Consider the following 24883-nt stretch of genomic DNA (forward strand, 5'->3'; position numbering starts at 1 on the left):
ATGGGGGATTAGAGGAAGCGGTCCAGAAGGCTGGCTTCGGCCATGCGGCTCAGGCCCTCACGGACGGTGCGGGCACGTTGATCGCCAATGCCGTCAACAGTCATCAGGTCATCGATGGTGGCGGCCATCAGGAATTGCAGTCCGCCGAAATGGTCCACCAGGCGGTCGGCCACTGCTTTGGGGACTGCCTTAAGACCGGACAGCAGCCGGTAACCCCTGGGCTGCACCACGGCGTCGAGGTTGGCTTCGCCGCCTGCAAAACCGACGATTCCGGAGATCTTGCCGAGGTCGATCAGCTCGGTGGGGCCCAGGTTCACCAGGGCGCTTACGGCTTTCTCAATGTCTGCCGCGGACGCATCGGGGCCGGCGTAGTCGCGGATGATGACGTCGCTGCCCGGGCCGCGGCCCACCGTCAGTTCATCCAGCTGAAGTGACAGCAACCGGCCGTCCTCGCCCAGTTCGAGGACATATTGCGAGATTTCCTCGGAGATACGGCGGACCATTTCCTGCCGCTGCAGGGTCACGGCGACGTCCCGGACGGTCACCATGGCCTCGATCTCGAGGGCCGAAAGTGAACTGGTGACCTGGTCGAGCCGGGACCGGTACCGCTCCAGGGTGGCGAGGGCCTGGTTGGCGCGGGCCAGTACTTTTTCGGATCCCTCCAGGACGTGCCGGAGCCCGTTGACGTACAGGGCGATGATCTGCATGGATTGGCTGACTGAAATCACGGGCACGCCGGTCTGGATGGCCACACGTTCGGCCGTGCGGTGCCGGGTGCCGGATTCCTGGGTCTCGATGCTGGAATCCGGGACGAGCTGGACCGCGGCCCGGAGAATGTTTCCGGCGTCCTTGTCGCAGATGATGGCGCCGTCCATCTTGGCGAGCTCCCGCAGCCTGGTGGGGGAGAAGTCGATTCCGATGTCGAAGCCGCCGGAGCAGATGGATTCGATGGTGCGGTCGATCCCCAGAACAATCAGTGCGCCGGTGCGTCCCCGGAGGATCCGTTCGAGTCCGTCCCGCAACGGCGTTCCCGGAGCCACTCTGCCCAGAGTCGCCTTGAGCGATTCTTCGGGGCTCCGCGCCATAGGTGTTCCCTTCAAAGGTGCGGACTGGCGCCCGCAGGAGCGGCGGATTTCGCCTCCGCCGGCAGGATGAAAAGTACTCAGTTTCCTGCAAGCTCAATGATAGAGGTAAGAATCGGCAACAACCGCACGGATAAGCCCTAAAGTGCCCCATAGGGGGTTGCGGAAAAGTGCATCGGGAACGCGTCCGACGGCGGCTGTCCGGAAAGCCTTTTGCCCACCTTGAGGCCTGGGTGCCTGTGTACTTGGGTGACGCCGAAGATGCCGGAGACTAAGGCGCGTCGGAGTAGGCGGCACGTAGCAGGGCCGCCTACTCTTCGGTGCCGGCCCGGCACTGCGATAAACTTGGAACTTGGCGTTCAGCCAGTCCTATTCCTTCACGCGCCAGGGTTGTCCCGGCCGGAGTCGTCCCCATCGCAGCGAAAGTAGCACCGTGTCCCAAGATGTCCTTAGCCCCGCCCGGGTCAACGAGATTCACAAACAGGCGGCCCGGCGTCGGACCTTTGCTGTTATTTCGCACCCCGATGCCGGAAAGTCCACCCTCACCGAAGCCCTGGCGCTGCACGCGAAAGTGATCGGCACCGCCGGTGCTTCCAGCGGAAAGGCCAACCGCAAGGAAACGGTCTCGGACTGGATGCAGATGGAGAAGGACCGCGGTATTTCCATCAGTTCGGCCGCGCTCCAGTTCTCTTACCGGGACACGGTCATCAACCTGCTGGACACCCCCGGGCACGCGGACTTCTCCGAAGACACGTACCGCGTCCTGGCCGCCGTCGACTGCGCAGTGATGCTGGTTGACGCGGCCAAAGGCCTGGAAACGCAGACCATGAAGCTGTTCGAGGTCTGCAAGGCGCGCAACTTACCCATCATCACGGTCATCAACAAGTGGGACCGTCCCGGCCTGGATGCGCTGGCCCTGATGGACGAGATCACCGAGCGCACCGGCCTGCAGCCCATGCCGCTGACCTGGGCCGTGGGCATCTCCGGCGATTTCCGCGGCGTCTGGGACCTGCGCAATGACCGCTTTGCCCGGTTCCAGCGCAACAACGCCGGCGCCAACATCGCCCTGACCGAGTACTTCACTCCGGAGGAAGCTGCAGAAAGCCAAGGCAACAACTGGTCCGACGCCGTGGACGAAGCGGGCCTGGTGATCGAATCCAACCTCGAGTTCGACGTTGAGGCCTTCCATGCGGGCACTGCCACGCCCATCCTGTTCAGCTCCGCCGCCCTGAACTTCGGCGTGAAGGAAATCCTGGACGCGCTGGTTGATTTCGCGCCGCCGGCAGCACCCCGCCCGGATGTTGACGGCAGTCCCCGCGCCGTGGAGTCGCCGTTCTCCGGCTTCGTCTTCAAAGTCCAGGCCGGCATGAACAAAGCACACCGGGACCATGTGGCCTTCATCCGCGTCTGTTCCGGCGTGTTTGAACGCGGCATGGTGGTCACCCAGACCCGGACCGGAAAGTCCTTCGCCACCAAGTACGCCCAGCAGGTCTTCGGCCGCGAACGCGAGGTGATCGACGAGGCATACCCCGGCGACGTCGTGGGCCTGGTCAACGCCTCCTCCCTGCGTGTGGGCGACAGCCTCTTCCTCGAAGAGGCAGTGGAGTACCCCGCCATCCCGCTCTTCGCCCCGGAACACTTCCAGGTTGCCCGGTCCAAGGACCCCAGCAAGTTCAAGCAGTTCCGCCGCGGCATCGAGCAGCTCGAGCACGAAGGCGTCATCCAGGTGCTCCGCTCCGACGTCCGCGGCGACCAGGCGCCGGTGCTTGCCGCCGTCGGCCCCATGCAGTTTGAAGTGGTGGAGGACCGCATGGCGCACGACTTCAGCGCACCCATGCGGCTGGAACGCCTGCCCTATTCCATTGCCAGGATTTCGACGGCGGACGCCATGCCCACGCTGGCGAACGTACCCGGCGCCGAGGTGCTGTTGAGGTCCGACGGCGAATACCTCGCGTTGTTCAACGACGTCTGGGCCCTGCGCCGGATCGAGAAGAACCACCCCGATCTGACCCTGGTGCCGATTGGCACCCACAACCCCGCGAAGTAGCGACACATGAACGCAGTTCAGAACCAGCCCCGTGCGCTGATCACCGGAATTGGCACCATCAACCCGCTCGGCTCAGCCGTGGCCGAGACATGGTCCGGCCTGTTGTCGGGGAAGTCCGGAATCGCGGCGTTGGATGAGGAATGGGCGGAGCAACTGCCCGTACGGATGGCCGGGCAGGTCACCGCCGACCTGTCCGAGCATCTCAGCACACGCGAGCTGAAGCGGATGGACCGGTGCGGACAACTGGCACTGGTTGCTGCCCGGGAGGCGTGGAAGCAGGCCGGCGCCCCGGAGGTCGATCCCGAGCGGTTTGCCGTGGTGATCGGCTCTGCCTACGGCGGCCTCGGCTCCACCCTGGAGCAGGACCGGGCCCTGGCCAGCGGCGGTCCCCGCCGGGTGTCCCCGCACACGCTCACCCGGCTGATGGTCAACGGCCCGGCCGCGTGGGTTTCCATCGACCTTGGTGCCCGCGGCGGTGCCCGCACCCCGGTCAGCGCCTGCGCGTCCGGTGCCGAAGCCATTGTCCAGGCCGCCGAAATGATCAGGTCCGGAGCGGCCGACGTCGTCATTGCCGGCGGTGTGGACGCCTCGGTGAACGATTTGGTGATCACCGGTTTTTCGCAGATCCGCGCGCTTTCCACGCGCAACGAGGATCCGCAGCGGGCATCGCGCCCGTTCGACGGCGCCCGCGACGGCTTTGTGCTTGCTGAAGGCGCCGGGATTGTGGTGCTGGAAAGTGAAGCGCACGCCCGTGCGCGCGGTGCTGCCGTCCTTGGCGCCGTGGCCGGCGGGGCAGTCACCTCCGACGCCAACGACATCGTCGCAGCCGATCCGGCCATGCAGCAGCGGGTCATGCAGAAGGCCCTGGCATCAGCAGGCATGACGGCCGCCGAGATCGGCTTCGTCCATGCCCACGCCACGTCCACTCCGGTAGGGGACCGGCTGGAGGCGCAGGCCATCAGCGCGATCTTCGGCGCGGACGTCCCGGTGACGTCGACCAAGGGCCACACCGGCCACCTACTGGGCGGCGCGGGCGCGCTGGCCGCCGTGGTGGTGGTCGAGGCATTGCAGACCGGGCAGCTGCCGGGAACGGTCAACATCGAAGCGCTGGATCCTGAAGTGAACCTGAACGTCGTCACGGAGAACGCCCACGCCCTGGCGCCGGGCACCGCACCCGCCGGCCTGGTCAACGCCTTCGGCTTCGGCGGCCACAGTGTTGCGCTGGTGATTACGGGGGCCTGACCCCCGTCCCGGGCAGCTAGCCGATGAGCAGGCTCAGCGCCTCGGTAAGGTGCTCCACCTCGCGGACCGAAAATCCCGCGGGAACAGGCCCGGGACCGTTGTGGCTGGCCGGAACCACGGCGTGGGTGAAACCCAGACGGTGGGCTTCCTGGATGCGCTGGTTGATGCCGGGCACCGGGCGGACCTCGCCGGCCAGGCCAACTTCACCAAAAGCGATCAGCCGGATGGGCAGTGGCTTCCGCGCCTTGGCTGACGCCACCGCCAGCGCAACGGCAAGGTCCGTGGCAGGTTCGCTGAGTTTCACCCCGCCCACCGTGGCCACATAGGAATCGTCCTTGTGCAACAGCAAGCCGGCGCGCTGCTGCAGGACGGCGAGGAGCATGGAAACCCGCGAGCTGTCCAAACCGCTGGTGGCGCGGCGGGGCTGGGAGTTGGGGCTCTCGGCCAGCAGCGACTGCACTTCGGCCAGCAGCGGCCGCCGCCCCTCCATGGTCACCGTGATGCAGGTGCCGGAAACGGGCTCCTTGGTCCGGCTGACGAACAGTCCGCTGGGGTCCGTGAGGCCCTCGATGCCCTTCTCGTTAAGGTCAAAACAGCCAACATCGTCCGTGGGCCCGTAGCGGTTCTTTACCGCGCGCAGCATGCGCAGCCGGGAATGGCGTTCGCCCTCGAACTGGCACACCACATCCACCAGGTGCTCGAGCAGCCGCGGCCCGGCGATGGATCCGTCCTTGGTCACATGGCCTACCAGCAGGGTGGTCATGTTGCGCCTCTTGGCCGCCGCGATGATGGAGGCCGCCACCTCACGCACCTGCGACACCCCGCCTGCGCTGCCGTCCACGTCCGCGCTGCTCAGGGTCTGGACCGAGTCCACAATCAGCAGCCGCGGCTCAATCTTTTCGACCTGCCCCAGTGCCTGGCCGAGGTCCGTTTCCGCTGATAGGTACAGGGAATCCGCGACGGCGTCGATCCGCTCCGCGCGCAGCTTCACCTGGGCGGCGGACTCCTCCCCGGTCACGTAGAGCACGTCCTGGGCAGTCCGGGCGAATTTCGCGGCGACGTCCAGGAGCAGCGTGGACTTGCCCACGCCGGGCTCGCCGGCCAGCAGAATCACGGCGCCGGGGACCAGGCCGCCGCCCAGGACACGGTCCAGTTCATCCACGCCGGTGGGCAGGAACGCCGCGGTGGTGGCGTCCACCTCGGCAATCCGCCGCGCCGGTTCCAGAACTGTTGTGGCCGCCGTCGTACGCGCCACGGCCGCTCCGGTTTCCTCAACGCTGCCCCACGCCTGGCACTCACCGCAGCGCCCCACCCACTTGACCGTGGTCCAGCCGCATTCTGCGCACTTGTATGCAGGCGCTTTGGAAGCGCGGGAAGTCTTTGTTGCCATGGGTTCCACCCTATCGGCGGGCACCGACAATCCTCCCCACCCGCCCGTCGGGCCGCGCTACAGGCCCGGCAGTATGTCCCGGGCCTCGCGTGCGTCCATTCCGGTGGCTTCCAGGAGGTCCACCATCAGGGGCCGGAACAGCATCACCACGGTCTCACCCTCCAGCCGCTGGACCTCAAGCAGCTTGGGATGCAGCCGCAGGGCTACCTCACTGAGTTCGTGGCGGGCGGTGCGCAGGTGGGCGCGCCGGACGCCGTCGTGCGTTTCGGCAAGGCCAAGCGAAAGCTCATCGATGGCAGCCGCGGTTTCCTCAAGGACGTCGGAAATGTTCTCCGTGGCCTCGTCGGACAGCGCCGCATGGTTGATGGCACTGGTCAACCGCCGCGCGAACACCCGGCTGTTACGGAGCGCCAGGTCAATGAAGTCCAGGGAGCTGTCCAGCCGGTCCAACTCGTCCCGGTGCCGTCGGTAGGCCGGCGCGAGGGTGGCCACCTCGTTCGAGGCGCGCAGCGACTGCCGCATACGATCCACCAAGGGCTGGCAGTTGCGGCCCCGGATCAGCGCGTGCCAGGCCTGGGTGGAATCGCTTTCCCGCAGTGCGGAGGCGCACTCGCGGAGCACCTCGGCGAGCTCGTGCAGGATCTTCCGGACATCCTCGCGGGGCTCGCGGCGGGGATCCTTCGGGATCAGCACGGTCACCAGCAGGGCGCACAGGCCGCCCACCACGGCGTCCAGGCTCCGGGTGAAAGGGCCACCCGCGGGCGCCGGCAGCAGCACCACCAGCAAGGACTGCAGCCCCAGCTGGGTGGTGAAGATGGTGCCGCTGTCCAGGAAGCGGGCCAACAGGATGGAGAAAAGAAGGACGACGGCGGCCTGCCAGATTCCGCTGCCCAGCCAGTGCAGGAGCAGATCCCCCACCGCAATGCCGATGGTGCAGCCCAGGCCCACCTCCATGACGCGGCGCAGGCGGGGATCCCTCGAGAAGCCCAAGGCGATCAGTGACGAGGTGGCGGCGAAAAGGGGGCCGGAATGCCCCAGCACGTACTCGGCGAAGGCGTAGGCACCCACCGCGCACGCCGTCATCTGGACTGCGGGGAGCAGTGAATTCCGGCTCCGGATCAGGCCCGTGCGGATGCGACCGCGCAGGAATCGCCTGCTTGCTAAGAGTCCTCCTGCTGCGGCCATGCCTTTCAGTCTATTTGCCGGCCGCCCTCTACGGCCGCAAGTGTGACCTGCGCAATGCTGACGCTGCAGTTGTAAGGGAAAATGTTACTGCCGTTAATGTTCTGTTCACTTTCGGCAGCCAATCCCTTTACCTGACGCCCCTAAATTCGATGAAGGTACAAAACGTACGCATCGCGCTGCAGGGCGTCTCCGGCCCTGTCCGCTATTGAATATCCCTGGAAGGGGTACACATCTAGTGAAGGCACTCCGTTTCGGCCGCCACGCGGCTATTGCTGTAATCGCTGCCGGCGCTCTCGCGCTCACCGCCTGCGGTTCAGACAACGCCACCGGCAACACTCCTGCTGGCAGCCAGTCCGCCAGCGGACCCAAGGTCACCGGCACGCTGACCGGCATCGGCGCTTCTTCGACCGGTGCAGCCATGGACGCCTGGAAGGCCGGCTTCGCCGCCGCCAACTCCGGCGCCACCGTGCAGTACTCCCCGGACGGCTCCGGTGCAGGCCGCAAGGCCATCATTGACGGTTCGGCCCAGTTCGCCGGCTCCGACGCTTACCTCAAGGATGAAGAGCTGGCCAGCTCCAAGGCCAAGTGCGGCCCCGAAGGCGCCATCAACATCCCGGTCTACATCTCCCCGATCGCCGTCGCCTTCAACCTCCCGGGCGTCACCGATCTGAAGCTTGACGCCAAAACCGTGGCCAAGATCTTCCGCGGCCAGGTTGCCACCTGGAACGATCCGGCCATCGCCGCGCTGAACCCGGGCGTCACCCTCCCGGACACCAAGGTCACCCCGGTCAACCGCTCTGACGATTCCGGTACCACCACCAACTTCACCGAGTACCTGGCCGCCGCTGCTGCCGACGTCTGGACCGACAAGGCTTCGGGCGTATGGCCCGCATCCCTGCAGGGCGAGAACGCCAAGGGCACCTCCGGTGTTGTCAAGACGGTCACCGACACCCCGGGCGCCGTGACCTACGCTGATGACTCCGCCGTTGGCGGCAAGCTCGGCACTGCTTCGATCAAGGTTGGCGAAGAATTCGTCAAGATCTCCGCCGACGCCGCCGCCAAGGCTGTCGAAGCGGGCAAGCCGGTCGAAGGCCGCTCCGCCAACGATGTCGCCATCAAGCTTGACCGCACCACCACGGCAAAGGGCGCCTACCCGGTTGTCCTGGTTTCCTACCACATTGTCTGCTCCACCTACGACAAGCAGGAAACCGTTGACCTGGTCAAGGCCTTCGAAAGCTACGTAGTTTCGGACGCCGGCCAGAAGGCCGCTGCCGACTCCGCGAAGTCCGCACCGCTCTCCGCGGCTCTCGCCCAGAAGGCCACCAAGGCCATCGAATCCGTCAAGGTCAAGTCCTAGTACCTGTCCCTGCAACCACGTTCCCCGCCACGCCGAAAGGCGGGCGGGGAACTTGGCTTTGTAAGCTAGATGTTGGCACCACCCACAAACCGAAGGGTCTGGAATGACCGCCACCCCCCTGAGCAGTTCCCAGGGCGCAGGCCGCGCCGGGGATAAGATCTTTTCCGGCGCCGCCCTCGCAGCCGGCTGCCTCATCCTCGCCGTCCTGTTCGGTGTGGCCTTGTTCCTTGTTGTGCAGGCCATCCCGGCATTGACCGCCCCGGCCGCTGAAATTCAAGGCGGAGCGGGCTTCTTCGCCTACATCTGGCCGATTGTGATTGGCACGCTCATCGCGGCGGTCATCGCGCTGGTCATCGCAACGCCCGTTGCGATCGGCGTGGCCCTCTTTATCTCCCACTTCGCGCCCCGCGGACTCGCCACCGGCCTGGGTTACGTCGTTGACCTCCTGGCGGCCATTCCTTCCGTGATCTACGGTGCGTGGGGCGCAGCCTTCCTCGCCAAGGAAATCTCCCCGGCCTACAACTGGCTTGCCGAGAACATGGGCTGGCTGCCCATCTTCGAAGGCCCCGCCTCGGCCACCGGCAAGACCATCCTCACCGCGGGCATTGTGCTCTCCGTGATGGTGCTGCCCATCATCACGTCCCTGACCCGTGAAATCTTCCTGCAGACCCCCAAGCTGCACGAGGAAGCCGCCCTTGCACTGGGCGCCACGCGGTGGGAGATGATCAAGATGGCGGTCCTGCCTTTCGCCCGTCCGGGCATCATCAGCGCCGTCATGCTTGGCCTCGGCCGGGCACTCGGCGAGACCATGGCCGTGGCTCTGGTCCTCTCCTCGGGCGCACTCACTGCCAGCCTCATCACGTCCGGAAACCAGACCATTGCTGCCGAAATCGCGCTGAACTTCCCTGAAGCGAGCGGCCTGAAGGTAAGCACCCTGATCGCGGCGGGCCTGGTCCTGTTCCTCATCACCCTCGCCGTGAACATGATCGCCCGCTGGATCATCAGCCGGCACAAAGAATTCTCGGGAGCCAACTAAATGACCTCCACCCTCACCCCGGTGCGCAGCAAACGCTCAGCCCTCACCAAGGGCCAGCTGCCTTCCTTCGCCCCGTACGCGGTCCTCGCGGCCGCGCTCATCATCGGCGCCGCAATCCTGGCACTGATCGGTTTCAATGCCTTCGGCTGGGGCGTCGTCTCGGCCATACTCTTCGCTGTCGGCCTGGTGAGCTGGAGTGCCATTGTCGAAGGGTCCCGCAAGGCCAAGGACAAGCTGGCCACCTGCCTGGTGGTGGGATCCTTCCTGATTGCCATGCTCCCGCTGATCTCCGTCATCTGGACGGTCCTGGTCAACGGCATCCCCGGCCTGATCTCCCCCGGCTTCCTTACCAGTTCAATGAACGGCGTTACCGGCGTCTATGACAACAAAGCCGTGGAAGACGGCGCGCCTGTCATCGGCGGCATCTACCACGCGTTGGTGGGCACCGTTCAGATCACCCTCGTCGCAACCCTCATCTCCGTACCAGTGGGTCTGCTGACCGCTGTCTATCTGGTGGAGTACGGCAACGACGGCCGCCTGGCCCGCGCCATCACGTTCTTTGTGGACGTTATGACCGGCATCCCGTCCATCGTTGCCGGCCTGTTCGCTGCTGCCTTCTTCTTCGCGGTGGTGGGGCCGGGAACCAAGACAGGTGCGGTCGCCGCCGTCGCGCTTTCCGTGCTGATGATCCCCGTGGTGGTGCGCTCCAGCGAGGAAATGCTGAAGATCGTTCCCAACGAACTGCGCGAAGCGGCGTACGCGCTGGGTGTGCGGAAGTGGCGCACCATCGTAAAGGTGGTTATTCCGACGGCGATCTCCGGCATCGCGTCCGGCGTCACCCTCGCGATCGCCCGGGTCATTGGTGAGACGGCTCCCATCCTGGTCACCGCCGGGTTCGCCACCAGCATCAACAACAACGTTTTCGGCGGCTGGATGGCTTCGCTGCCCACGTTTATTTACACGCAGATCCTGAACCCCACGTCACCTGCGAACCCCGGCCCGTCCTCGCAGCGGGCCTGGGGCGCCGCCCTGGTGCTGATCATCCTGGTGATGATCCTGAACCTGGGTGCCCGCCTGATCGCCAGGATCTTTGCTCCCAAGACGGGCCGCTGAAAAAGTTTCGGCAGGCCGTTCCGGTCCACGCGACCAAACCCTAGACTTCAATCCGTACCCCCAGTAAGTGAAGGAACACCATGTCTAAGCGCATCGACGTCAAAGACCTGAACGTGTACTACGGCGATTTCCTCGCCGTGGAGGATGTCAGCATCGCCATCGAGGCGAAATCCGTGACGGCCTTCATCGGCCCTTCAGGCTGTGGCAAGTCCACGTTCCTGCGCACCCTGAACCGTATGCATGAGGTGCTTCCCGGCGCCCGCGTTGAAGGTGAAGTCCTGCTGGACGGGGACAACCTCTACGGCCCCGGTGTTGACCCCGTCACCGTGCGGTCACAGATCGGCATGGTGTTCCAGCGGCCCAACCCGTTCCCCACCATGTCCATCCGGGACAACGTGCTGGCGGGCGTGAAGCTGAACAACAAGAAGATCTCCAAGGGTGAGGCCGACGCGCTGGTTGAAAGCTCCTTGCGGGGTGCCAACCTGTGGAACGAGGTCAAGGACCGGCTGGAAAAGCCAGGTTCCGGCCTGTCCGGCGGCCAGCAGCAGCGTCTCTGCATTGCCCGCGCCATCGCCGTCCAGCCACAGGTGATCCTGATGGACGAGCCGTGTTCGGCACTGGACCCCATCTCCACACTGGCCATTGAGGACCTCATCAATGAGCTCAAGGACCAGTACACCGTGGTTATCGTGACCCACAACATGCAGCAGGCCGCCCGCGTCTCGGACAAGACGGCGTTCTTCAACATCGCCGGCACCGGGAAGCCGGGCAAGCTGATCGAATACGGGAACACCCAGAACATCTTCAGCAATCCCACGGTCAAGGCGACCGAAGACTACGTTTCCGGCCGCTTCGGATAATCCTCAGCCGTTCCCCAAGCTCGCAAGCTCGCTAGGGGACCCCTACGGCTGTGGGCCCACCCACCGGCGCTCCATCGACTGCTCCATCCAGCCCTCCTGACCGCTCAGAAGGGCCCTGTTGGGGCAGTCGATTGTGGTTTAACCCGGGGCCGGCTTCAAACGCCGTTCAGCGGTGACAGGGCCAGGGCGAAGACAAACGCCACGGCGGCGGCCGCCACCGGCGTCAGCACCCACAGGCCGAGGATCTCCAGGACCAGTTTCCGGTTGGTCACCGCGAAGTGCTGGTTTTCCCCTGCACCCAGGGCGGATGCCGTCACCGTGTGGGTCGTGGAAAGGGGCCACTGCAACGCGATGGCTCCGACAAGCAGCATGATGGCGCTGAAGGTCTGGGACACCGAACCCCGCAGTGGGTCGATCCGGGTGATCCTGTAACCCAGGGTGTACGAGATCCGCCAGCCGCCAAAGAGGGTTCCGGCTGCCATCATGATCGCGGACAGCAGCGCCACCCACAGCGGAATGGTGTCGCCGTCGGCATAACCGGCGGCCGCAAGGGCCAGCAGGAGGACCGCGCCCACCCGCTGGCCGTCCTGCAGCCCGTGGCCGAACGCGACGGCTCCGGCGGCGATGGCCTGGCTGCGGCGGAAGCGCTGGTTGATGACGTTGGGCTGGGCGTAGCGGGCGGCCCAGGTTGCGGGGAATACGGCCAGGTACGCGCCCACGTAGGCGACGACGGGGGAGAGCAGCAGCGGAAGGACCACCTGGAACAGCAGGGACCGGTCAACGCCACCTACGCCCATTCCCCCCACGGCGAGGCTTGCGAGACCTGCCCCGCCCAGCCCGCCGACCAGGGCATGCGTGGAAGACGCCGGGATACCCCGCCACCACATCAGCAGACCCCACGCGCAGGCGCTCCCTACGCCCGCCAGGAGGATGCTCAGGCCACTGGTCCCTGCCGGCAGATGAATCCAGGTGTGGCTGATGGCCACCACAACGCTGGCGCTGAGCAGAGCACCTATCAGGTTGAAAAGGGCGGCCAGGAGGACCGCAACCGTGGGGGTGAGGGCGCGGGTCCGGACGGCAAGCGCTACCGATGTGGAGACGTCCCTGAAGCCATTGAGGAAGGCGAACGCTGCGGTCAGCAGGACCACGGCGCCGAAGATCACTGCTGTCACGTCAGGATTCCTTGACGATGATGCTGCCTACCTGGGTGGCGATCCGGCGCATGTCCTTGGTGACTTCAACGAGCTGGTTGGCGACATCCCGGTTGCGGGAGTACTGCGCCCACTTCATGTCCTTGATCATGTCCGCCACCCAGACCCGGTGGGTCCGCTCTGCCCGTTTGGCCAGCCTGAGGATCTCGATCCAGTAGTCTTCGAGGTCATCAAGGTTGTTCAGCCGGCGCATGGCGTCCACGGTGAGCTCGGCCTGCCTGCTGATGACCTCCAGCTGGTCCGCGGCACGTTTGGGCAACCGGTCCAGCTTGTAGAGGGACACGAGTTCGGCGGCGCCGTCCAACTTTTCGAGGGCCTCGTTCAGGTAGCGGGACAGCGCGTACATGTCCTCACGGGGGAGCGGGTTCACGAAACTTGTGCGCATGTGGGTCAGGAGGGCGAAGTGCAGCTCGGCCGATTTCGCCTCGTGGTTGTGCATGTCGTCCACGAGGTTGGCGTGCTCGGAGGCCGGCACTCCCAGGATCTCTGCCATGGTGGCGCTGGCGTGCACTATCTGCTGGGCCATTTGGGACAGCAGGACCAGCCCGGCGGGCTCCTGGGGGAAAAGGCGCAGCTTCACGTTGAGTTTCGGTCTCCGGGCGTTGTACTGGGACTGGGGCCGCCCACTGTGACTTGACGCAGGCCTGCAACTGGTCTCGAGTCTACCGGGCTGCTGCCTGCGGCCTGTAAACGCGCAAGAAAATGGTGCCGAACCGGATACGCCTCTCGGCGGTAGGCCGCTCTAGGCGGCTAAATGTTGAAGCCCGGGGGTTTCGCGGCTCGGCACCAGTTTCAGTGTTCTACGTTGCCCGGCCCAAGTCAACATTGACAGATCGGGGCCGCTGGTTCAGTCGAGTTCGCCCAGCCGCCACGCATTCGCTGCGTGCTCGAGATCCTCGGCGGTCTTGACGAGCTGGTGCGAGTTGCGCGTGAGCTTGCTGGCATGGGCCTCGTTCCCGTGCTCCGCGCCGTCGGCGAGGGTGGCCTGGCCGAGCGCAACCACGCGGCAGAATGCGGCGGAACGCTCCAGCGCGACGTCGAACTCGCCGTCGAACGCGCCGGAAAGAATCGCGTCCGCCATGGTCCGCATTTCGTCGGCACCGGGCGGTTCGGCAGCCCCCGCCACCACGTGCGAGACCTGTGCCGTGTCCTTGCCCGCGCGGAAGTAAACGGAGATACGCTCCGGGTCCTGCACGGTGGCTGCCCGCAGCGCGTAAAGCCGCCACAACGCGCCCGGCAAAGAGCGCGCCGGGCTTTCGGCCCACATCTCCGCGATGGCCTCCAGGCCCTGTTCGTCCGTCAGCTTCACCAGCCGCTCGGTGATGACGGGGTCGTCGCTGTCGCGTCCGTGGCGCACCAGTGCCTGGGCGGCAAGGTGGGCGGCCTCGGAGACGCGGGCGGGGTCCGGCCCTCCGGCGAACGGCTCGAAGTCGATGGGCGCGAACGGCTTGGGCTTGTGATGCCGGTTGGCGCCGCCGTACTGACTGGGTCCTGCTTGCTCGCTCATGCCCCAACGCTACTCCTGTGCCGCCGCGGAAATCGAGAGCCCGTCGACGCGGCTGCCCACGGCCGGGACTGCCTGATCCGGCCAAAAAAGGAACGCACGACGGCGGCACGCACCTTTCGGGTCAAACCGGCTCCGTGGGTGGGGTAGAGTATTTATCGTCCAGAAATGGACTGGGCTGATCGGTTACTTGACGGTCGGCTGGGGCCTTTAGCTCAGTTGGTAGAGCATCGGACTTTTAATCCGTGGGTCGTGGGTTCGATCCCCACAGGGCCCACCCACGTAGCAGGCCAGAGGCATCAAGCCCCTGGCCTGCTTCATTTTTAACCCGTCGTAGGGCTAAGTGGTTCAGCCGATCGACAGCCCGAGGTAGAGCAGTGCGAGGGCCAGCGCGATGTAGGCGAAGAATCCATAGAGGGCGATGGAGGCTGCGCTGCCCAGCCGTAGTTTGGGCGGTAGGACCTTGTGTTGGCCGCCCCAGGCCAGTTGGCCAAAGGGGGCGCCCGCAATGAGTGTCAACTGGAAGGTGGCCAGGACGGCGAGTACTGCCGCGGCCGCAAGCGCACAAATCCGAAGCAACGTTGTCCCCCAATGCACCGAGCGCTGACCTAGTGTTCGAAGTGGGTGCGCGGCGCTCCGCCGGGCAGCTTCTCCAGAATCCCCTCTGCCACCTTACGCAGCTTGACGTTCCGGTGGCTTGACGCCTTGGCGATGATTGCAATCGCGTCGTCGTAGGAGCACCGGTTCTGGGCCATGATCACTCCGCAGGCGATGTCGATGGAGGTCCGGCTTTCAAGCGCTGATTGCAGGTCCGATGCCCTGATACTGGTGGAGTGCAGTTCCAGGACAAGCCTGAGCCCACGTGCAGCGAGGTCCGCGAAGGCATGGGCCTCGGTGATGATCTGGAGCGGGAACGCCTGGGCGGTGGGGGAAAAAAAGGCGAGGGCCGCTGTGGCACCCTCGTCCAGCCGGAGCCGCACCCCAAGAACACTGTTGAAGCCGGCGTCCTGAAGCTGCGGCCGGTAGCGCGACCACCGGAAATCGGACGCGACGTGGTTCATGGCCACGGTGCCGTTACCCGTGATGGCTTCCGTCAGCGGCCCTTCACGCACTTCCTGCTCCAGCCTGGCCAACCTGGCAGTCAGCTCGCTGGTGCCGGCGGTGGTTGTGGCGCTCTTGGCCCTGTTGAGGAGCGCGGCGCTTTCCACCGGCGAATCCATGAGCCCGCTCAGGGTGGCGGACGCCGTCCTGGCCAGGATTTCGAGCGAGTCGGACAGCGTCTTGGCCCCGGTGGCCAAATCCGGGATGAATCCCTCGGTGCCCGCGTGCGCCGGGGCGGCGTTGGTTTGTCCGGTTGGTGGCGGCGACTGGGTGGGAACCGGGGCAGCATGTCCGGCCGTGTGCTGCTGGATCTGGTGGGGCTGTGCGGGGCGCCTGCCCGCCGGGGCGTGGGAGGCGGAAACCTGGGATGTTGTTGAATACTTCACGGCCGGCTCCTGCGTTGCCGTCGTGCGGGTGCACCGCTCCCCTGGAAGGGGTCAGCGGGCCATCCGTGCATGTGGAGTGTGGTGAACCCGGGTAAGGACGGCCGGAACCCGGCGGTCAGAGGGCCGGCGACGGCTGGGGGAGAGGCCTTGGTCTCGAAGACCTCCTCGTCGCCGGCCCCGCTTACTTCCCGGCCCTGAAGGTCCGGGAAAACGTGGCTGCAAAGTCCTGTATTCATTCCTTCTCACACCCCCTAGTGAGACATCCAACCCCGTGCGGTAGCGAGTCTTTGGCTCTAGATCGAAGGTAGTTGGCGCATGGGCGTAGGCAAACGGGTAATCGGTACTCGAATTTGAGATTAGGTAGTACTTGGCCCTGCAACACCAGCGGCGCCCAATTACCGCAGAACGGCCCGTCCATGACGCAGACAGCAGGAGGTGGAAAGATAAAGCCCATGGAACTGCACATCACCGGTGACCCTGCTTCTGACCAATTGCTCACGGACGACGCGTTCGCCCTGCTGACCGGGATGCTGCTGGACCAGCAGGTGACAATGGAATCCGCCTTCGCGGGCCCTGAAAAGATCCGCTCACGCATCGGCTCGATCGAGCCGGCGGCCGTTGCCGCCTACGAGCCGCAAGCTTTCGTCGAGGTTTTCAAGGAACGGCCGGCGGTACACCGGTTCCCCGGTTCCATGGCGGCCCGGGTCCAGGCCCTCGCTGAGGCTGTCCAGCACGACTGGAGCGGTGACGCCACGCAGATTTGGACCAAGGGCGATCCCGACGGCAAGGAAGTGTTGCGCCGCCTGCAGGCCTTGCCCGGTTTCGGGGAGCAGAAGGCAAAGATCTTTCTCGCCCTCCTTGGCAAGCAATGCGGCCTGAAGGCGCCGGGCTGGCGCGAGGCGGCCGGGCATTACGGCGAGCAGGATTCGTTCTTTTCGGTCGCAGACATCGTGGACCCGGACTCCCTTGTAAAAGTGCGGGCCAGCAAGCAGGCAGCGAAGGCAGCGGCAAAAGCTGCCAAGGGCTGACTGGCGGGCGTGTTTTGGCCGGGCTTGGTCCGTACATGCTGGCCGAGCCGAGCGGTGCCGCCTGTTCTGTAGTCTGAGGGGGTGAAGCAGGCAGCCGTCATTATCGGCGCGGGCATCGGTGGCCTCAGCGCAGCGCGGGCGCTCAAACGCCATGGCTGGTCGGTGGTGGTCCTCGAACAGAGCCCCGCACTGCCCGCCGCGGGCACCATGCTGGGAATGTGGCCAGCGGCGCTGGAGGCACTGGGGCGCCTCGGGGTCATGGAAGCACCACGCCGGACCGATGGCTGGGCGCACATTGCTGCTGCAAATACCTCCACCCGGCTGTGGACGCCGTCCGGACGCACGCTCCTCACAGTCCCCGGCGGAGCTGAACTGCATCTGGTCTCCCGGCCGGCCTTGCTCGCCGCCCTCGCCCAGGACGTGGACATCACCTTCAATACCCACGTGCTTGAATCCGGACAGATCAGTGACGCCGACCTCGTCGTCGGCGCGGACGGTACCTTCAGCCGCACCCGGCAGGAAATTTTTGGTGCCCGGTTCGCTGCCCGTCCGCTCGGGGCCGTTGCCTGGCGCGGAACAGTTCAGGCATCGGTCCCGGAATACGGTGAGACGTGGGCCCCGGGCGCACTGTTTGGCATCACGCCGGCAGGCCCCCAAAGCACCAACTGGTATGCCAGCCTCCGCTCCGGCCAGACATTTGCAGGACCCCACCTTCCGCACCTTCAGAGGTACTTCGGTTCCTGGCACCAGGGTGTGCGCCATTTACTGGACAAGATCGACGAGGACACGATTTTGCATCACGGACTTTTCGAGACCCCAAAGCTGGCCTCTCTCTTCAGGGGCCGGACAGTACTGGTCGGGGATGCTGCCCACGCCATGGCGCCTTTCCTCGGCCGGGGTGCCTGCGAAGCCATAGTTGACGGGGCAACGCTGGGACAATGCGTGGCGCTGGCACCGTCTGTCGAGGCGGGCCTCGCCGCGTACAACAAAGCCCGCAGGAAACGGACACAACGGCTGGTGCTGTCCTCGCGGTTTATGGGTCAATTCGCCATGCTGGATACGGGCGCAGCATCGCGCAACGCGGTGATGGCCGCCGCCGGTTCCATCGCCCGGATCATCACACCCAAGCCGCCAAGCCGCCCGTGATTTTTGGCGCGGACGGGCCACCAACGCAGGGTTCCCGACGCCGGGAAGCCGTTCGGGTTCCGGGCTCGGCAAGGACGCTGCCCGGGGTAAGCCGCGTCCTCCTGCAATAATCGGAACCGATAGTTGCCCGGGGCCGAGGAAGCCCCCGGTCAAACAGGACGCAATGTAAGTTCAGGCCCATCCCACCAGACGAGGCGGACATCCATGAAGGCTCCAGACCAGCAGTACGCTCAGTTCTCCGGAACCCAGCGTCCCCCGGGCGCCGGTGATACGGCCGAGCCTGCGTCTGTGGACCGGGACCTCCTCCGGCGGCTGGCGGATGCCCATGGTGTCGGCACGTCCTTCCACGGCTGGGACGGACTGCCGCACAGTGTCGCCCCCGGCACCCTGGTCAAAGTCCTCGCCGCGCTGGGCGTCAGGGCGGACACGAACGAACTGATCAAAGCTGCCCTGGCCGAGGCCGAACTGGCGCCGTGGCGCCGGATGCTGCCCCCCGCCGTCGTACTTCAACACGGCGAAACTCCGCTGGTCCCCGTCCACGTCCCGGACGGTGCCACCGCGAAGGTGACCGTGCTGCCCGAATCGGGCGCGGGCGAGCCCGTGGAGGCGGTCCAGCAGGATGTGTGGGTCCCGCCGCGCGATGTGGACGGTGTGCCCACCGGCCGGGCGACGTTCGCCGTACCGGAGGGACTGCCGCTGGGCTGGCACACGCTGCACGCCGAGTCCGACGGCATAACAGCCGAGTGCGCGCTGGTGGTCGTCCCGGCGCGGCTGAACACTGCCGATTCCTTGGTGGAGCGACGCGGCTGGGGCCTGTCCACGCAGCTGTACTCGGTCCGGTCGAAACGTTCCTGGGGCATCGGTGACTTCGCTGACTTGGCGGACCTGGCGGCCCTCAGTGGTGAACGCGGCGCGGATTACGTCCTGGTCAATCCCCTGCACGCGGCGGAGCCCGTCCCGCCGGTCCAGCCCTCGCCGTATTCACCATCAACACGCCGCTTCTTCAACCCGCTGTACATCCGGGTGGAAGCCATACCCGAACTCGCCTACCTGAAGCCGCGCAAACGCGCCACGATCGACAGGCTCCAGGAGCAGGTCCAGGGCCTGAACGCCGACGCCGAACGGCTTGACCGGAACGCCGTGTTCGCGGCGAAGCTCCAGACCCTGGAACTGCTCTACCACGCCCGGCGCTCGCCGGCCCGGCAGGCAGCGTTTGAAGAATTCTGCAGGAGTTCCGGGCCGGGCCTGGACGATTTTGCTCTCTGGTCGGCCATTCGGGAAGACCTTGCGCCGGAGGACCCGCTGTGGATGGACCCTGACTGCGCTGTGGGGTCACCGGCGGCCGAGGCGCTCAGGGAAAAGCTAGCCCACCGGATCGGATTCCACCGCTGGCTGCAGTGGATCTGCGACGAGCAGCTCGAATACGCGCAGCAGACCGCGCGCCGGGCAGGCATGCGACTGGGCGTGGTGCACGATCTGGCCGTGGGTGTTGACCTGAGCAGTGCCGACGCGTGGACGCTCCGTGGTGTCCTGGCGCCCGGGGTCAGTGTTGGTGCGCCGCCGGACATGTACAACCAGCAGGGCCAGGACTGGAACCAGCCGCCCTGGCACCCTGCACGCCTCGCGGAGGCTGGCTACGCACCGTTCCGCAACATGCTCTCCACCGTGCTCCGGCATGCCGGCGGCATCCGTGTGGACCACATCCTGGGCCTCTTCCGCCTCTGGTGGGTGCCCGCCGGAAACTCACCGCGGGATGGCGCCTACGTCACGTACGACCACAACGCCCTGATCGGCATCCTGGCCTTGGAGGCCCAGCGCGCCGGGGCCGTGGTGATCGGGGAGGACCTCGGGACGTTCGAACCGTGGGTGCGCGACTACCTCGCTGACCGCGGCATCCTGGGCACGTCCATTCTCTGGTTCGAGAACGACGGCGACTCTCCGCTGCCGCCGGAGCGGTACCGTACGCAGGCGCTCGCCAGCGTCAACACCCACGACCTGCCGCCCACGGCCGGCTATCTTGCGGGGGACCATGTGGCGCTCCGGAGCAGGCTGGGACTGCTGGAACGGTCCGAAGCCGAGGAACGGGCGGACCATGATGCCACCCTCGAGAAGATGATGGGGTTGCTGCGCGAACGCGGGCTGCTGCCTGACGGCGGCGTTGGCGACGACCACGGGAGCGAGGAGCGCACCATCGAGGCGCTGCACCGCCTCCTTGCCCAGACGCCGTCGATACTGCTCGGCGTCGCGTTGGTTGACGCGGTGGGGGAGCGGCGCGTGCAGAACCAGCCCGGCACCACCGAAGCGCTCTATCCGAACTGGCAGGTTCCGCTGGGTGACCCGGCCGGCAAGCCCGTGTTCATCGATGACCTCCCAGGCAACGCCAGGTTCAACTCGCTCCTCGCCGCAGTGTCGGAGTCATTGGGCAGGTAGGGCCCGGTACCGTGGGGGCTGGCGGCCAGCCCCGGGCCGGGGCGAGAATGTGAGCAACCGGCCGGAAAGTCCTTCGGCGGCTGCACGGGAGGAAGCGCATGGGCGACGGACCAGTCCTGGTGGTGGGCGGTACCGGCATGCTGGGGAGCCAGGTTGTCAAAGAGCTCCTCGGCCGCGGTAAAAAAGTCCGGGCTCTGGTGCGGCCGGGGTCAGACGCCTCCCGGGTGGAAGCAGCCGGCGCACAGGTTGCCCGCGGCGACATGATGGATCCGGCGTCGCTGTCGCGGGCCATGGAGGGCGCCGACGCCGTCATCACCACGGCGGCCGGGTACACCCGGCACCGCAAGGGTGATACCAGTGCCACCGACAGTGAAGGCAACACCAACCTTGTGGAGGCGGCTAGCCGCTCGGGGATACGGCGGTTCGTCCTCACCAGCATCCTCACCTGCGATCAGACTCCTCAGGTGCCGCACTTCTGGCACAAGAAACTCGCGGAGGACCGGCTGGAGCACCTCGGTGTTCCGTTCGTGGCGCTTCGTCCGGGTGCTTTCCTGGACCAGGTCACCCGCTTCGGCGGGGACCCCATCGACAAGCGGCGGCTCATCTGGTTCGGTTCGGCCCGGATCCCGTTGACGTTTGTGCACACTGCGCATTTGGCAGATTATCTCGCCGCCGCCGTCGATATTCCCGGGATGGAAGGCCGGCGCGTCGATATCGGCTGGGACCGCGCGGTAAGCATGCAGGAAATTGCAGACATTGCGGGCCGGCTCACTGGCAAGACCATTCGCGTCCGTTCGGTGCCCGCCGGTTTGCTGCGGGCCGCAGGGACAGTGCTGGCCCCGGTCAACCCGATGGCCAAAGACATGGAAGCCATGATCGACTGGTTCCAGACCGGGCGCTATGTTGCCGACACCACCCTGCAACAGCAGTTCTTCGGGACGCCTCCCACCGCCGAGGATGCCGTCCGCCGACTCATTTCCGATCTTGGGCATCGTCCTGAGTCCTGAGTTGAGAAGGGTTGCCATGGTAGGCTCTGTGGGCTGTGAATCCGCTTCCAGTGCAGTGTCCGTTGCGGCCATCGAGGACCGGCTGCGGACGGCCGGCTGTGTATTTGCCGAGGATGAGGCCCGGCTCCTGGTGGCCGCCGGGGGGTCTCCCGCTGACGTTGCCGCTCTCGTGGAGCGTCGGGTGTCCGGCTATCCGCTCGAGTACATTGTGGGGTGGGCAGAATTTGCTGGCCTGAGGATTGAACTCGACGCCGGCGTTTTCGTTCCACGGCGCCGCACCGAACTCATGGTCAACGAAGCCGTGGCGCTCTTGTCCAAGGATGCGGTTCACGGGTCCCCTGCTCGGGTGACGAGGCAGCAGATTCCCGCACGAGCCGCTGTTGTTGTTGTTGATCTGTGCTGCGGGTCCGGTGCGGCAGGCGCTGCCATCGCGTCCAGGCTTGAACGGCTCGAACTGCATGGTGCGGATGTTGACCCGGCTGCCGTAGCGTGTGCGGCCCGCAACGTTGCGAAAGTGGGTGGGGCAGTTCACCAGGGTGATCTCTACGACGCCCTTCCCGCTTCCCTCAGGGGCAAAATTTCCGTACTGACAGCGAATGCCCCGTATGTTCCGACGGCTGAGATCGCGACCATGCCCCGCGAGGCACGGGACTACGAGCCTCTGCTATCGCTCGACGGCGGCGCGGACGGCCTCGATCTGCATCGCCGGGTGGCAGAGGGGGCCTCGGAGTGGCTGCGGGCCGGAGGGCATCTCATCATTGAAACAAGTGATCGCCAGGCCGGAGACACAGCATCCATCATGTCCGCTGCCGGACTCGCCGTCCGCATTGTCAGGTCAGAAGAACTCGACGGCACCGTAGCGGTTGGCCGAATAGGCTAACCTCTTCCCCCGCCGTTTACTCAGTTCGCGTTTAACAGTTTGCGTTTAACCGTTTGCAGGCTTGCGTCGGCAGGGGCCCATGCCGGCGCGGCAACCGAGTTACCCCTGCTCGACCCTGCCTATTCGCGTTGTGGGGGCGGGGGCGGTTTGAAGTACTGGTTTTGTCGGGGTCTTTGAGTGGGGTCGATGTGGCGTGGCGGTGTGAACCAGGGGGTGCCGTGGCCGGCTTGGATGGTCCACTGTTCTTTGTGGATGAGGTGGTGGTGATGGGAACACAGGAGTACGCCGTTGCTGACATTGGTTGGTCCGTCTTGTGACCAGTAGGTGATGTGGTGGGCTTCGCACCATGGGGCGGGGATGGTGCAGTTGGGGAAGGCACAGCCTTGGTCGCGAGCGGTGAGGGCGAGGCGTTGCGCGGCTGTAAAGAGCCGGTTCCTGCGGCCAAGGTCCAGGATTTCCCCGTGGGTGCCGAGGAGTACGGGGATGACATCGGCGTCGCAGGCAAGTTTTCTGATGGTGGCCGCTGCCACAGGCCCGGTGAAGACATAACTCCCGGTGCCTTGACCGGTGCCTTGGCCGGCGCCCGGGGTGATGCCCGGGCCGGATGCGGGGCTGGCTCCGGCGCCAGGGCCAGCGGCGGACGGGATGTGGGGCAGCAGGTCCTGGTAGTTGATGGTGGCGAGGATCTGGGGTCGGTTTCCGCCGGCTGTGGGCAATTTGTCCGTGGTGAGCGCTGCCTTGAAGGCGGTGACGATCCCGTCGAGTTGTTTCTGGGAGCGGGTGCGCCGGTCAAGGTCCGGGCCGCTGCCCTCCCACGCGCTGCCGCCTGCCCGTGCCCCGGCATCTTCCTGGCCGCCTCCAACGTTAGCTGCATCATTGCCGCTGGCCGCGTGGTCGGGCGCAGATTGGCGGGTGCGGGGGTTGGTGGCTGCGTTCATGATGGTGGCGAAATATTCGTATTGGTCAGTGGTGGCGAAGATTTCGAGGTGATGAAGGCCGTGGCGGGGCCGGCGGATGAATGCGCCCTGGGTGTGGCGAAGTGCTTCTTCGGTGGGTTCGGTGCCATCGGCATCGAGGGTATCGGCCCAGCGCCGGGCGACTCGGGCGACGAAATCCGGGTCGGCATTAGCGGCTGTCCGGGTTAGGTCGTGTTCGATCCGGTGGAGGGTCTCGGCGGTGGTGTGGTGCTTAAGGCGGTCCAGGGTGGCGCTGATGATGGTTCCGGTCCGCGAGGACAATACCGGCCCGGGGCTTGCCGGTGCGGCGAGCTGGTTGACGTCTTCGGTGCTGGCTTCTGCGGTGCCGGCGGGTGCAAAAGCTGCGGCGAGGTGTTCGTGTGCCGGCCCAATCCGGTCCCCGGTGAGCGTGGTTTCGGGCAGGATGGCATGGGCGAGGTGGAGCCGCCGTTTGGCTTCGCCGAGCCCGATCCGCAGCCGGACTCGCAGGAACTCGGCGGTAGTTTTGCAACCGTCATCGGCAGGCGATGTGGGGACCGGTATGGCGGCAGCAGGCAGGGCGGGGCCGATGGCGGGCCACGCTGCGTCGGTTTCATTCAGGGTTTCGGTGCCGTTATCCCAGCCTGTGACCCAGGTCCTGGCAGCCCGGGTTGTTGCGGCGGAAATGATGGCCTGGGTGCGAGTGCGGTCCACAGTTCCGGCGGCGAGAATCTGGAGGTAGTCCACGGACCGTGAGAGCTCCTCGGCCTGGGCGGCGAATTCGGCGGCCTCGGCGTAGTCCGCCATGGCCAGTTGCTCCGGAACCGCAGCCAGCGCGGCACTGACTACGGCGATGGCGGTCGCCAAGCTCACGGGCGCCGGAACGGCGGCGCTGCCGCCATTCCCCATGAGCCGCTCCGTCAAAGCCTCCATAGGAATACTCTGCCGTAGGGGTCTGACATTATTGCCGGCGTGGAACCTTCCGGCGCAGCTCCCGAGGGTCCGCTGATTTGTACCGGCCCTGATTCAGTGATCCAGAGCCTTCGCCGGTTGGAGCTGTCCGGAGGCCACGGCTGAAGGCTCAGGCCGGAATGGTTTCGATCATCGACGACATCAGGGCGGACATCTTGATGTTCGTCACCACGATATTGAGGACGAAAACGGCGATCAGGACCCAGATGGGCACCAGTCCCCGTCCCCGGGCTACCTTCGCCATGATGACGGAGCGTCCGATGACATACACGCCGCTGCTGAGGAAGCTCCATGCCCAATGGAACGGCCTGACAACGCCGTCCCTGGTGAGCCGTTGCGAGTCGAACCACGCAAGCACAATTGAAGCCGCGTAGGCGGCAAAGCCCGAGAAAAGGAGCAGGAAATAGGCCGGAGTGAAAAGCGACCAAGGGTCCAGCGTCTGCTGCCGACCCACTCGGATGAATCTGAATTCCGGGGTCCAGAGCAGCAGAAGAACCGTGGACAGCAGGGGCAGCAGGGTGATGACCCAAATCAGCGGGTTGTAGACGGGGGCGTCGCGCCTGAGGAGCGGACGCTCAGAGGTAAAACCGACGTTCGCATGAGGACCGCCGGGATAACCAGCCTGGGTGTAGGGGTTGGTCCCCGCGTAGGGGCTGGTACCGGCCGGCCATCCCTGAAGGACCGGCTGGGCGGGTGTGCTGAACTGGTCGGTCCACGCGAAACCGTCCCACCAGCGGAGCCGTCCAGTGCCGGCAGGATCCGTGTACCACCCCGGGGGGGCAGCCGGAATGTTGCCTGAAGTGCTCATGCGTACCCCCGAATATCCCGGCCGGCCCGTTAGGCCCCGGTGGTTGCCATCACCTGAGACGCCACCGGCCGCCGCGTCCCCCAAGGATCGCGACGGCCAGCAAGGTCAATTAGTTTTAGCACAGTTCCCGCAGGGCATTGTTCCCCTGCGGCGGCGGAGCCGT

At 65.8% G+C, this 24883-nt stretch carries 21 protein-coding genes and 1 tRNA gene; 12 read left to right on the forward strand and 10 right to left on the reverse strand.

All coding sequences use genetic code 11. From position 1 onward, the window contains the following. Positions 1-8: 8 nt before the first annotated feature. On the reverse strand, positions 9-1085 hold the full coding sequence (gene disA, locus SBP01_RS01595; RefSeq protein WP_190990159.1) for a DNA integrity scanning diadenylate cyclase DisA: 1077 nt from the start codon (positions 1083-1085) through the stop codon (positions 9-11). A 430-nt stretch (positions 1086-1515) separates the two neighbouring features. Here disA and SBP01_RS01600 point away from each other — a divergent pair, with 430 nt between their 5' ends. Together SBP01_RS01600 and SBP01_RS01605 are read left to right on the forward strand one after the other, a co-directional pair. Next, positions 1516-3129, forward strand: a complete 1614-nt coding sequence (locus tag SBP01_RS01600; RefSeq protein ID WP_275213892.1) for a peptide chain release factor 3 — start codon at positions 1516-1518, stop codon at positions 3127-3129. A gap of 6 nt (positions 3130-3135) precedes the next feature. Then, positions 3136-4371 carry a beta-ketoacyl-[acyl-carrier-protein] synthase family protein gene (locus tag SBP01_RS01605; protein ID WP_320537266.1) on the forward strand — a complete coding sequence of 412 codons (1236 nt, stop codon included), beginning with the start codon at positions 3136-3138 and terminating at the stop codon, positions 4369-4371. Between the two features lie 16 nt (positions 4372-4387). Here the strand turns inward: SBP01_RS01605 and radA are convergent, their stop codons facing one another. Together radA and SBP01_RS01615 are read right to left on the reverse strand one after the other, a co-directional pair. Further along, on the reverse strand, positions 4388-5761 hold the full coding sequence (gene radA / locus SBP01_RS01610) for a DNA repair protein RadA (protein ID WP_320537267.1): 1374 nt from the start codon (positions 5759-5761) through the stop codon (positions 4388-4390). Positions 5762-5818: 57 nt separating this feature from the next. Beyond that, entirely contained in the window at positions 5819-6946 is a 1128-nt protein-coding gene (locus tag SBP01_RS01615; protein ID WP_275213896.1) for an FUSC family protein, read from the reverse strand. Between the two features lie 235 nt (positions 6947-7181). On the opposite strand from SBP01_RS01615, the gene pstS reads away from it, so the two are divergent. The 4 genes from pstS (at position 7182) to pstB (ending at position 11312) form a co-directional block, all read left to right on the forward strand. After that, a complete protein-coding gene (pstS, locus tag SBP01_RS01620; RefSeq protein WP_275213897.1) occupies positions 7182-8303 on the forward strand; it encodes a phosphate ABC transporter substrate-binding protein PstS in 1122 nt (373 codons plus the stop codon). A 103-nt stretch (positions 8304-8406) separates the two neighbouring features. After that, positions 8407-9339 (forward strand): phosphate ABC transporter permease subunit PstC, encoded by a 933-nt coding sequence (gene pstC, locus SBP01_RS01625; protein ID WP_275213898.1) that lies wholly within the window; start codon positions 8407-8409, stop codon positions 9337-9339. Continuing rightward, on the forward strand, positions 9340-10452 hold the full coding sequence (gene pstA, locus SBP01_RS01630) for a phosphate ABC transporter permease PstA (RefSeq protein WP_275213899.1): 1113 nt from the start codon (positions 9340-9342) through the stop codon (positions 10450-10452). 80 nt (positions 10453-10532) lie between these two features. Then, positions 10533-11312 carry a phosphate ABC transporter ATP-binding protein PstB gene (gene pstB, locus SBP01_RS01635; RefSeq protein ID WP_275213900.1) on the forward strand — a complete coding sequence of 260 codons (780 nt, stop codon included), beginning with the start codon at positions 10533-10535 and terminating at the stop codon, positions 11310-11312. 155 nt (positions 11313-11467) lie between these two features. Here the strand turns inward: pstB and SBP01_RS01640 are convergent, their stop codons facing one another. The 3 genes from SBP01_RS01640 to SBP01_RS01650 all read right to left on the reverse strand — a co-directional run bounded on the left by SBP01_RS01640 (position 11468) and on the right by SBP01_RS01650 (position 14030). Next, on the reverse strand, positions 11468-12484 hold the full coding sequence (locus tag SBP01_RS01640; protein WP_320537268.1) for an inorganic phosphate transporter: 1017 nt from the start codon (positions 12482-12484) through the stop codon (positions 11468-11470). A 1-nt stretch (position 12485) separates the two neighbouring features. Beyond that, entirely contained in the window at positions 12486-13103 is a 618-nt protein-coding gene (locus tag SBP01_RS01645; protein ID WP_275213902.1) for a DUF47 domain-containing protein, read from the reverse strand. 267 nt (positions 13104-13370) lie between these two features. After that, entirely contained in the window at positions 13371-14030 is a 660-nt protein-coding gene (locus tag SBP01_RS01650; protein ID WP_275213903.1) for a hypothetical protein, read from the reverse strand. Between the two features lie 201 nt (positions 14031-14231). Here SBP01_RS01650 and SBP01_RS01655 point away from each other — a divergent pair. Further along, positions 14232-14304, forward strand: a tRNA-Lys gene (locus SBP01_RS01655). 71 nt (positions 14305-14375) lie between these two features. Here SBP01_RS01655 and SBP01_RS01660 read toward each other — a convergent pair. Both SBP01_RS01660 and SBP01_RS01665 read right to left on the reverse strand, forming a co-directional pair. Beyond that, positions 14376-14606 carry a hypothetical protein gene (locus SBP01_RS01660; protein WP_275213904.1) on the reverse strand — a complete coding sequence of 77 codons (231 nt, stop codon included), beginning with the start codon at positions 14604-14606 and terminating at the stop codon, positions 14376-14378. Positions 14607-14635: 29 nt separating this feature from the next. Further along, on the reverse strand, positions 14636-15514 hold the full coding sequence (locus SBP01_RS01665) for a GAF and ANTAR domain-containing protein (protein ID WP_320537269.1): 879 nt from the start codon (positions 15512-15514) through the stop codon (positions 14636-14638). Positions 15515-15966: 452 nt separating this feature from the next. Between SBP01_RS01665 and SBP01_RS01670 the strand changes: the two genes are divergently transcribed. The 5 genes from SBP01_RS01670 (at position 15967) to SBP01_RS01690 (ending at position 22005) form a co-directional block, all read left to right on the forward strand. Beyond that, positions 15967-16542: an HhH-GPD-type base excision DNA repair protein gene (locus SBP01_RS01670; RefSeq protein WP_320537270.1), complete on the forward strand. Its 576-nt coding sequence runs from the start codon at positions 15967-15969 to the stop codon at positions 16540-16542. An 81-nt stretch (positions 16543-16623) separates the two neighbouring features. Then, positions 16624-17688: an FAD-dependent oxidoreductase gene (locus tag SBP01_RS01675; RefSeq protein WP_320537271.1), complete on the forward strand. Its 1065-nt coding sequence runs from the start codon at positions 16624-16626 to the stop codon at positions 17686-17688. A 204-nt stretch (positions 17689-17892) separates the two neighbouring features. Further along, positions 17893-20118: a 4-alpha-glucanotransferase gene (gene malQ / locus SBP01_RS01680; protein ID WP_320537272.1), complete on the forward strand. Its 2226-nt coding sequence runs from the start codon at positions 17893-17895 to the stop codon at positions 20116-20118. Between the two features lie 98 nt (positions 20119-20216). After that, positions 20217-21125 carry an SDR family oxidoreductase gene (locus SBP01_RS01685; protein WP_320537273.1) on the forward strand — a complete coding sequence of 303 codons (909 nt, stop codon included), beginning with the start codon at positions 20217-20219 and terminating at the stop codon, positions 21123-21125. Positions 21126-21141: 16 nt separating this feature from the next. Next, positions 21142-22005: a putative protein N(5)-glutamine methyltransferase gene (locus tag SBP01_RS01690; protein WP_320537274.1), complete on the forward strand. Its 864-nt coding sequence runs from the start codon at positions 21142-21144 to the stop codon at positions 22003-22005. 119 nt (positions 22006-22124) lie between these two features. Here SBP01_RS01690 and SBP01_RS01695 read toward each other — a convergent pair whose 3' ends face one another. Together SBP01_RS01695 and SBP01_RS01700 are read right to left on the reverse strand one after the other, a co-directional pair. Beyond that, positions 22125-23873: an HNH endonuclease signature motif containing protein gene (locus tag SBP01_RS01695; protein ID WP_320537275.1), complete on the reverse strand. Its 1749-nt coding sequence runs from the start codon at positions 23871-23873 to the stop codon at positions 22125-22127. A gap of 148 nt (positions 23874-24021) precedes the next feature. Then, on the reverse strand, positions 24022-24720 hold the full coding sequence (locus SBP01_RS01700) for a DUF2510 domain-containing protein (protein WP_320537276.1): 699 nt from the start codon (positions 24718-24720) through the stop codon (positions 24022-24024). Positions 24721-24883: the final 163 nt, after the last annotated feature.

Source organism: Pseudarthrobacter sp. IC2-21 (genome assembly GCF_034048115.1).
GTDB lineage: Bacteria > Actinomycetota > Actinomycetes > Actinomycetales > Micrococcaceae > Arthrobacter > Arthrobacter naphthalenicus.

Bases quoted from the DNA above. Each gene is read 5' to 3' on its own strand.
- SBP01_RS01615 (WP_275213896.1), bottom strand. From the start codon at position 6,946: ATGGCCGCAGCAGGAGGACTCTTAGCAAGCAGGCGATTCCTGCGCGGT.
- disA (WP_190990159.1), bottom strand. From the start codon at position 1,085: ATGGCGCGGAGCCCCGAAGAATCGCTCAAGGCGACTCTGGGCAGAGTG.
- SBP01_RS01605 (WP_320537266.1), top strand. From the start codon at position 3,136: ATGAACGCAGTTCAGAACCAGCCCCGTGCGCTGATCACCGGAATTGGC.
- malQ (WP_320537272.1), top strand. From the start codon at position 17,893: ATGAAGGCTCCAGACCAGCAGTACGCTCAGTTCTCCGGAACCCAGCGT.
- pstA (WP_275213899.1), top strand. From the start codon at position 9,340: ATGACCTCCACCCTCACCCCGGTGCGCAGCAAACGCTCAGCCCTCACC.
- pstB (WP_275213900.1), top strand. From the start codon at position 10,533: ATGTCTAAGCGCATCGACGTCAAAGACCTGAACGTGTACTACGGCGAT.
- SBP01_RS01690 (WP_320537274.1), top strand. From the start codon at position 21,142: ATGGTAGGCTCTGTGGGCTGTGAATCCGCTTCCAGTGCAGTGTCCGTT.
- SBP01_RS01650 (WP_275213903.1), bottom strand. From the start codon at position 14,030: ATGAGCGAGCAAGCAGGACCCAGTCAGTACGGCGGCGCCAACCGGCAT.
- SBP01_RS01700 (WP_320537276.1), bottom strand. From the start codon at position 24,720: ATGAGCACTTCAGGCAACATTCCGGCTGCCCCCCCGGGGTGGTACACG.
- pstC (WP_275213898.1), top strand. From the start codon at position 8,407: ATGACCGCCACCCCCCTGAGCAGTTCCCAGGGCGCAGGCCGCGCCGGG.
- SBP01_RS01685 (WP_320537273.1), top strand. From the start codon at position 20,217: ATGGGCGACGGACCAGTCCTGGTGGTGGGCGGTACCGGCATGCTGGGG.
- SBP01_RS01695 (WP_320537275.1), bottom strand. From the start codon at position 23,873: ATGGAGGCTTTGACGGAGCGGCTCATGGGGAATGGCGGCAGCGCCGCC.
- radA (WP_320537267.1), bottom strand. From the start codon at position 5,761: ATGGCAACAAAGACTTCCCGCGCTTCCAAAGCGCCTGCATACAAGTGC.
- SBP01_RS01670 (WP_320537270.1), top strand. From the start codon at position 15,967: ATGGAACTGCACATCACCGGTGACCCTGCTTCTGACCAATTGCTCACG.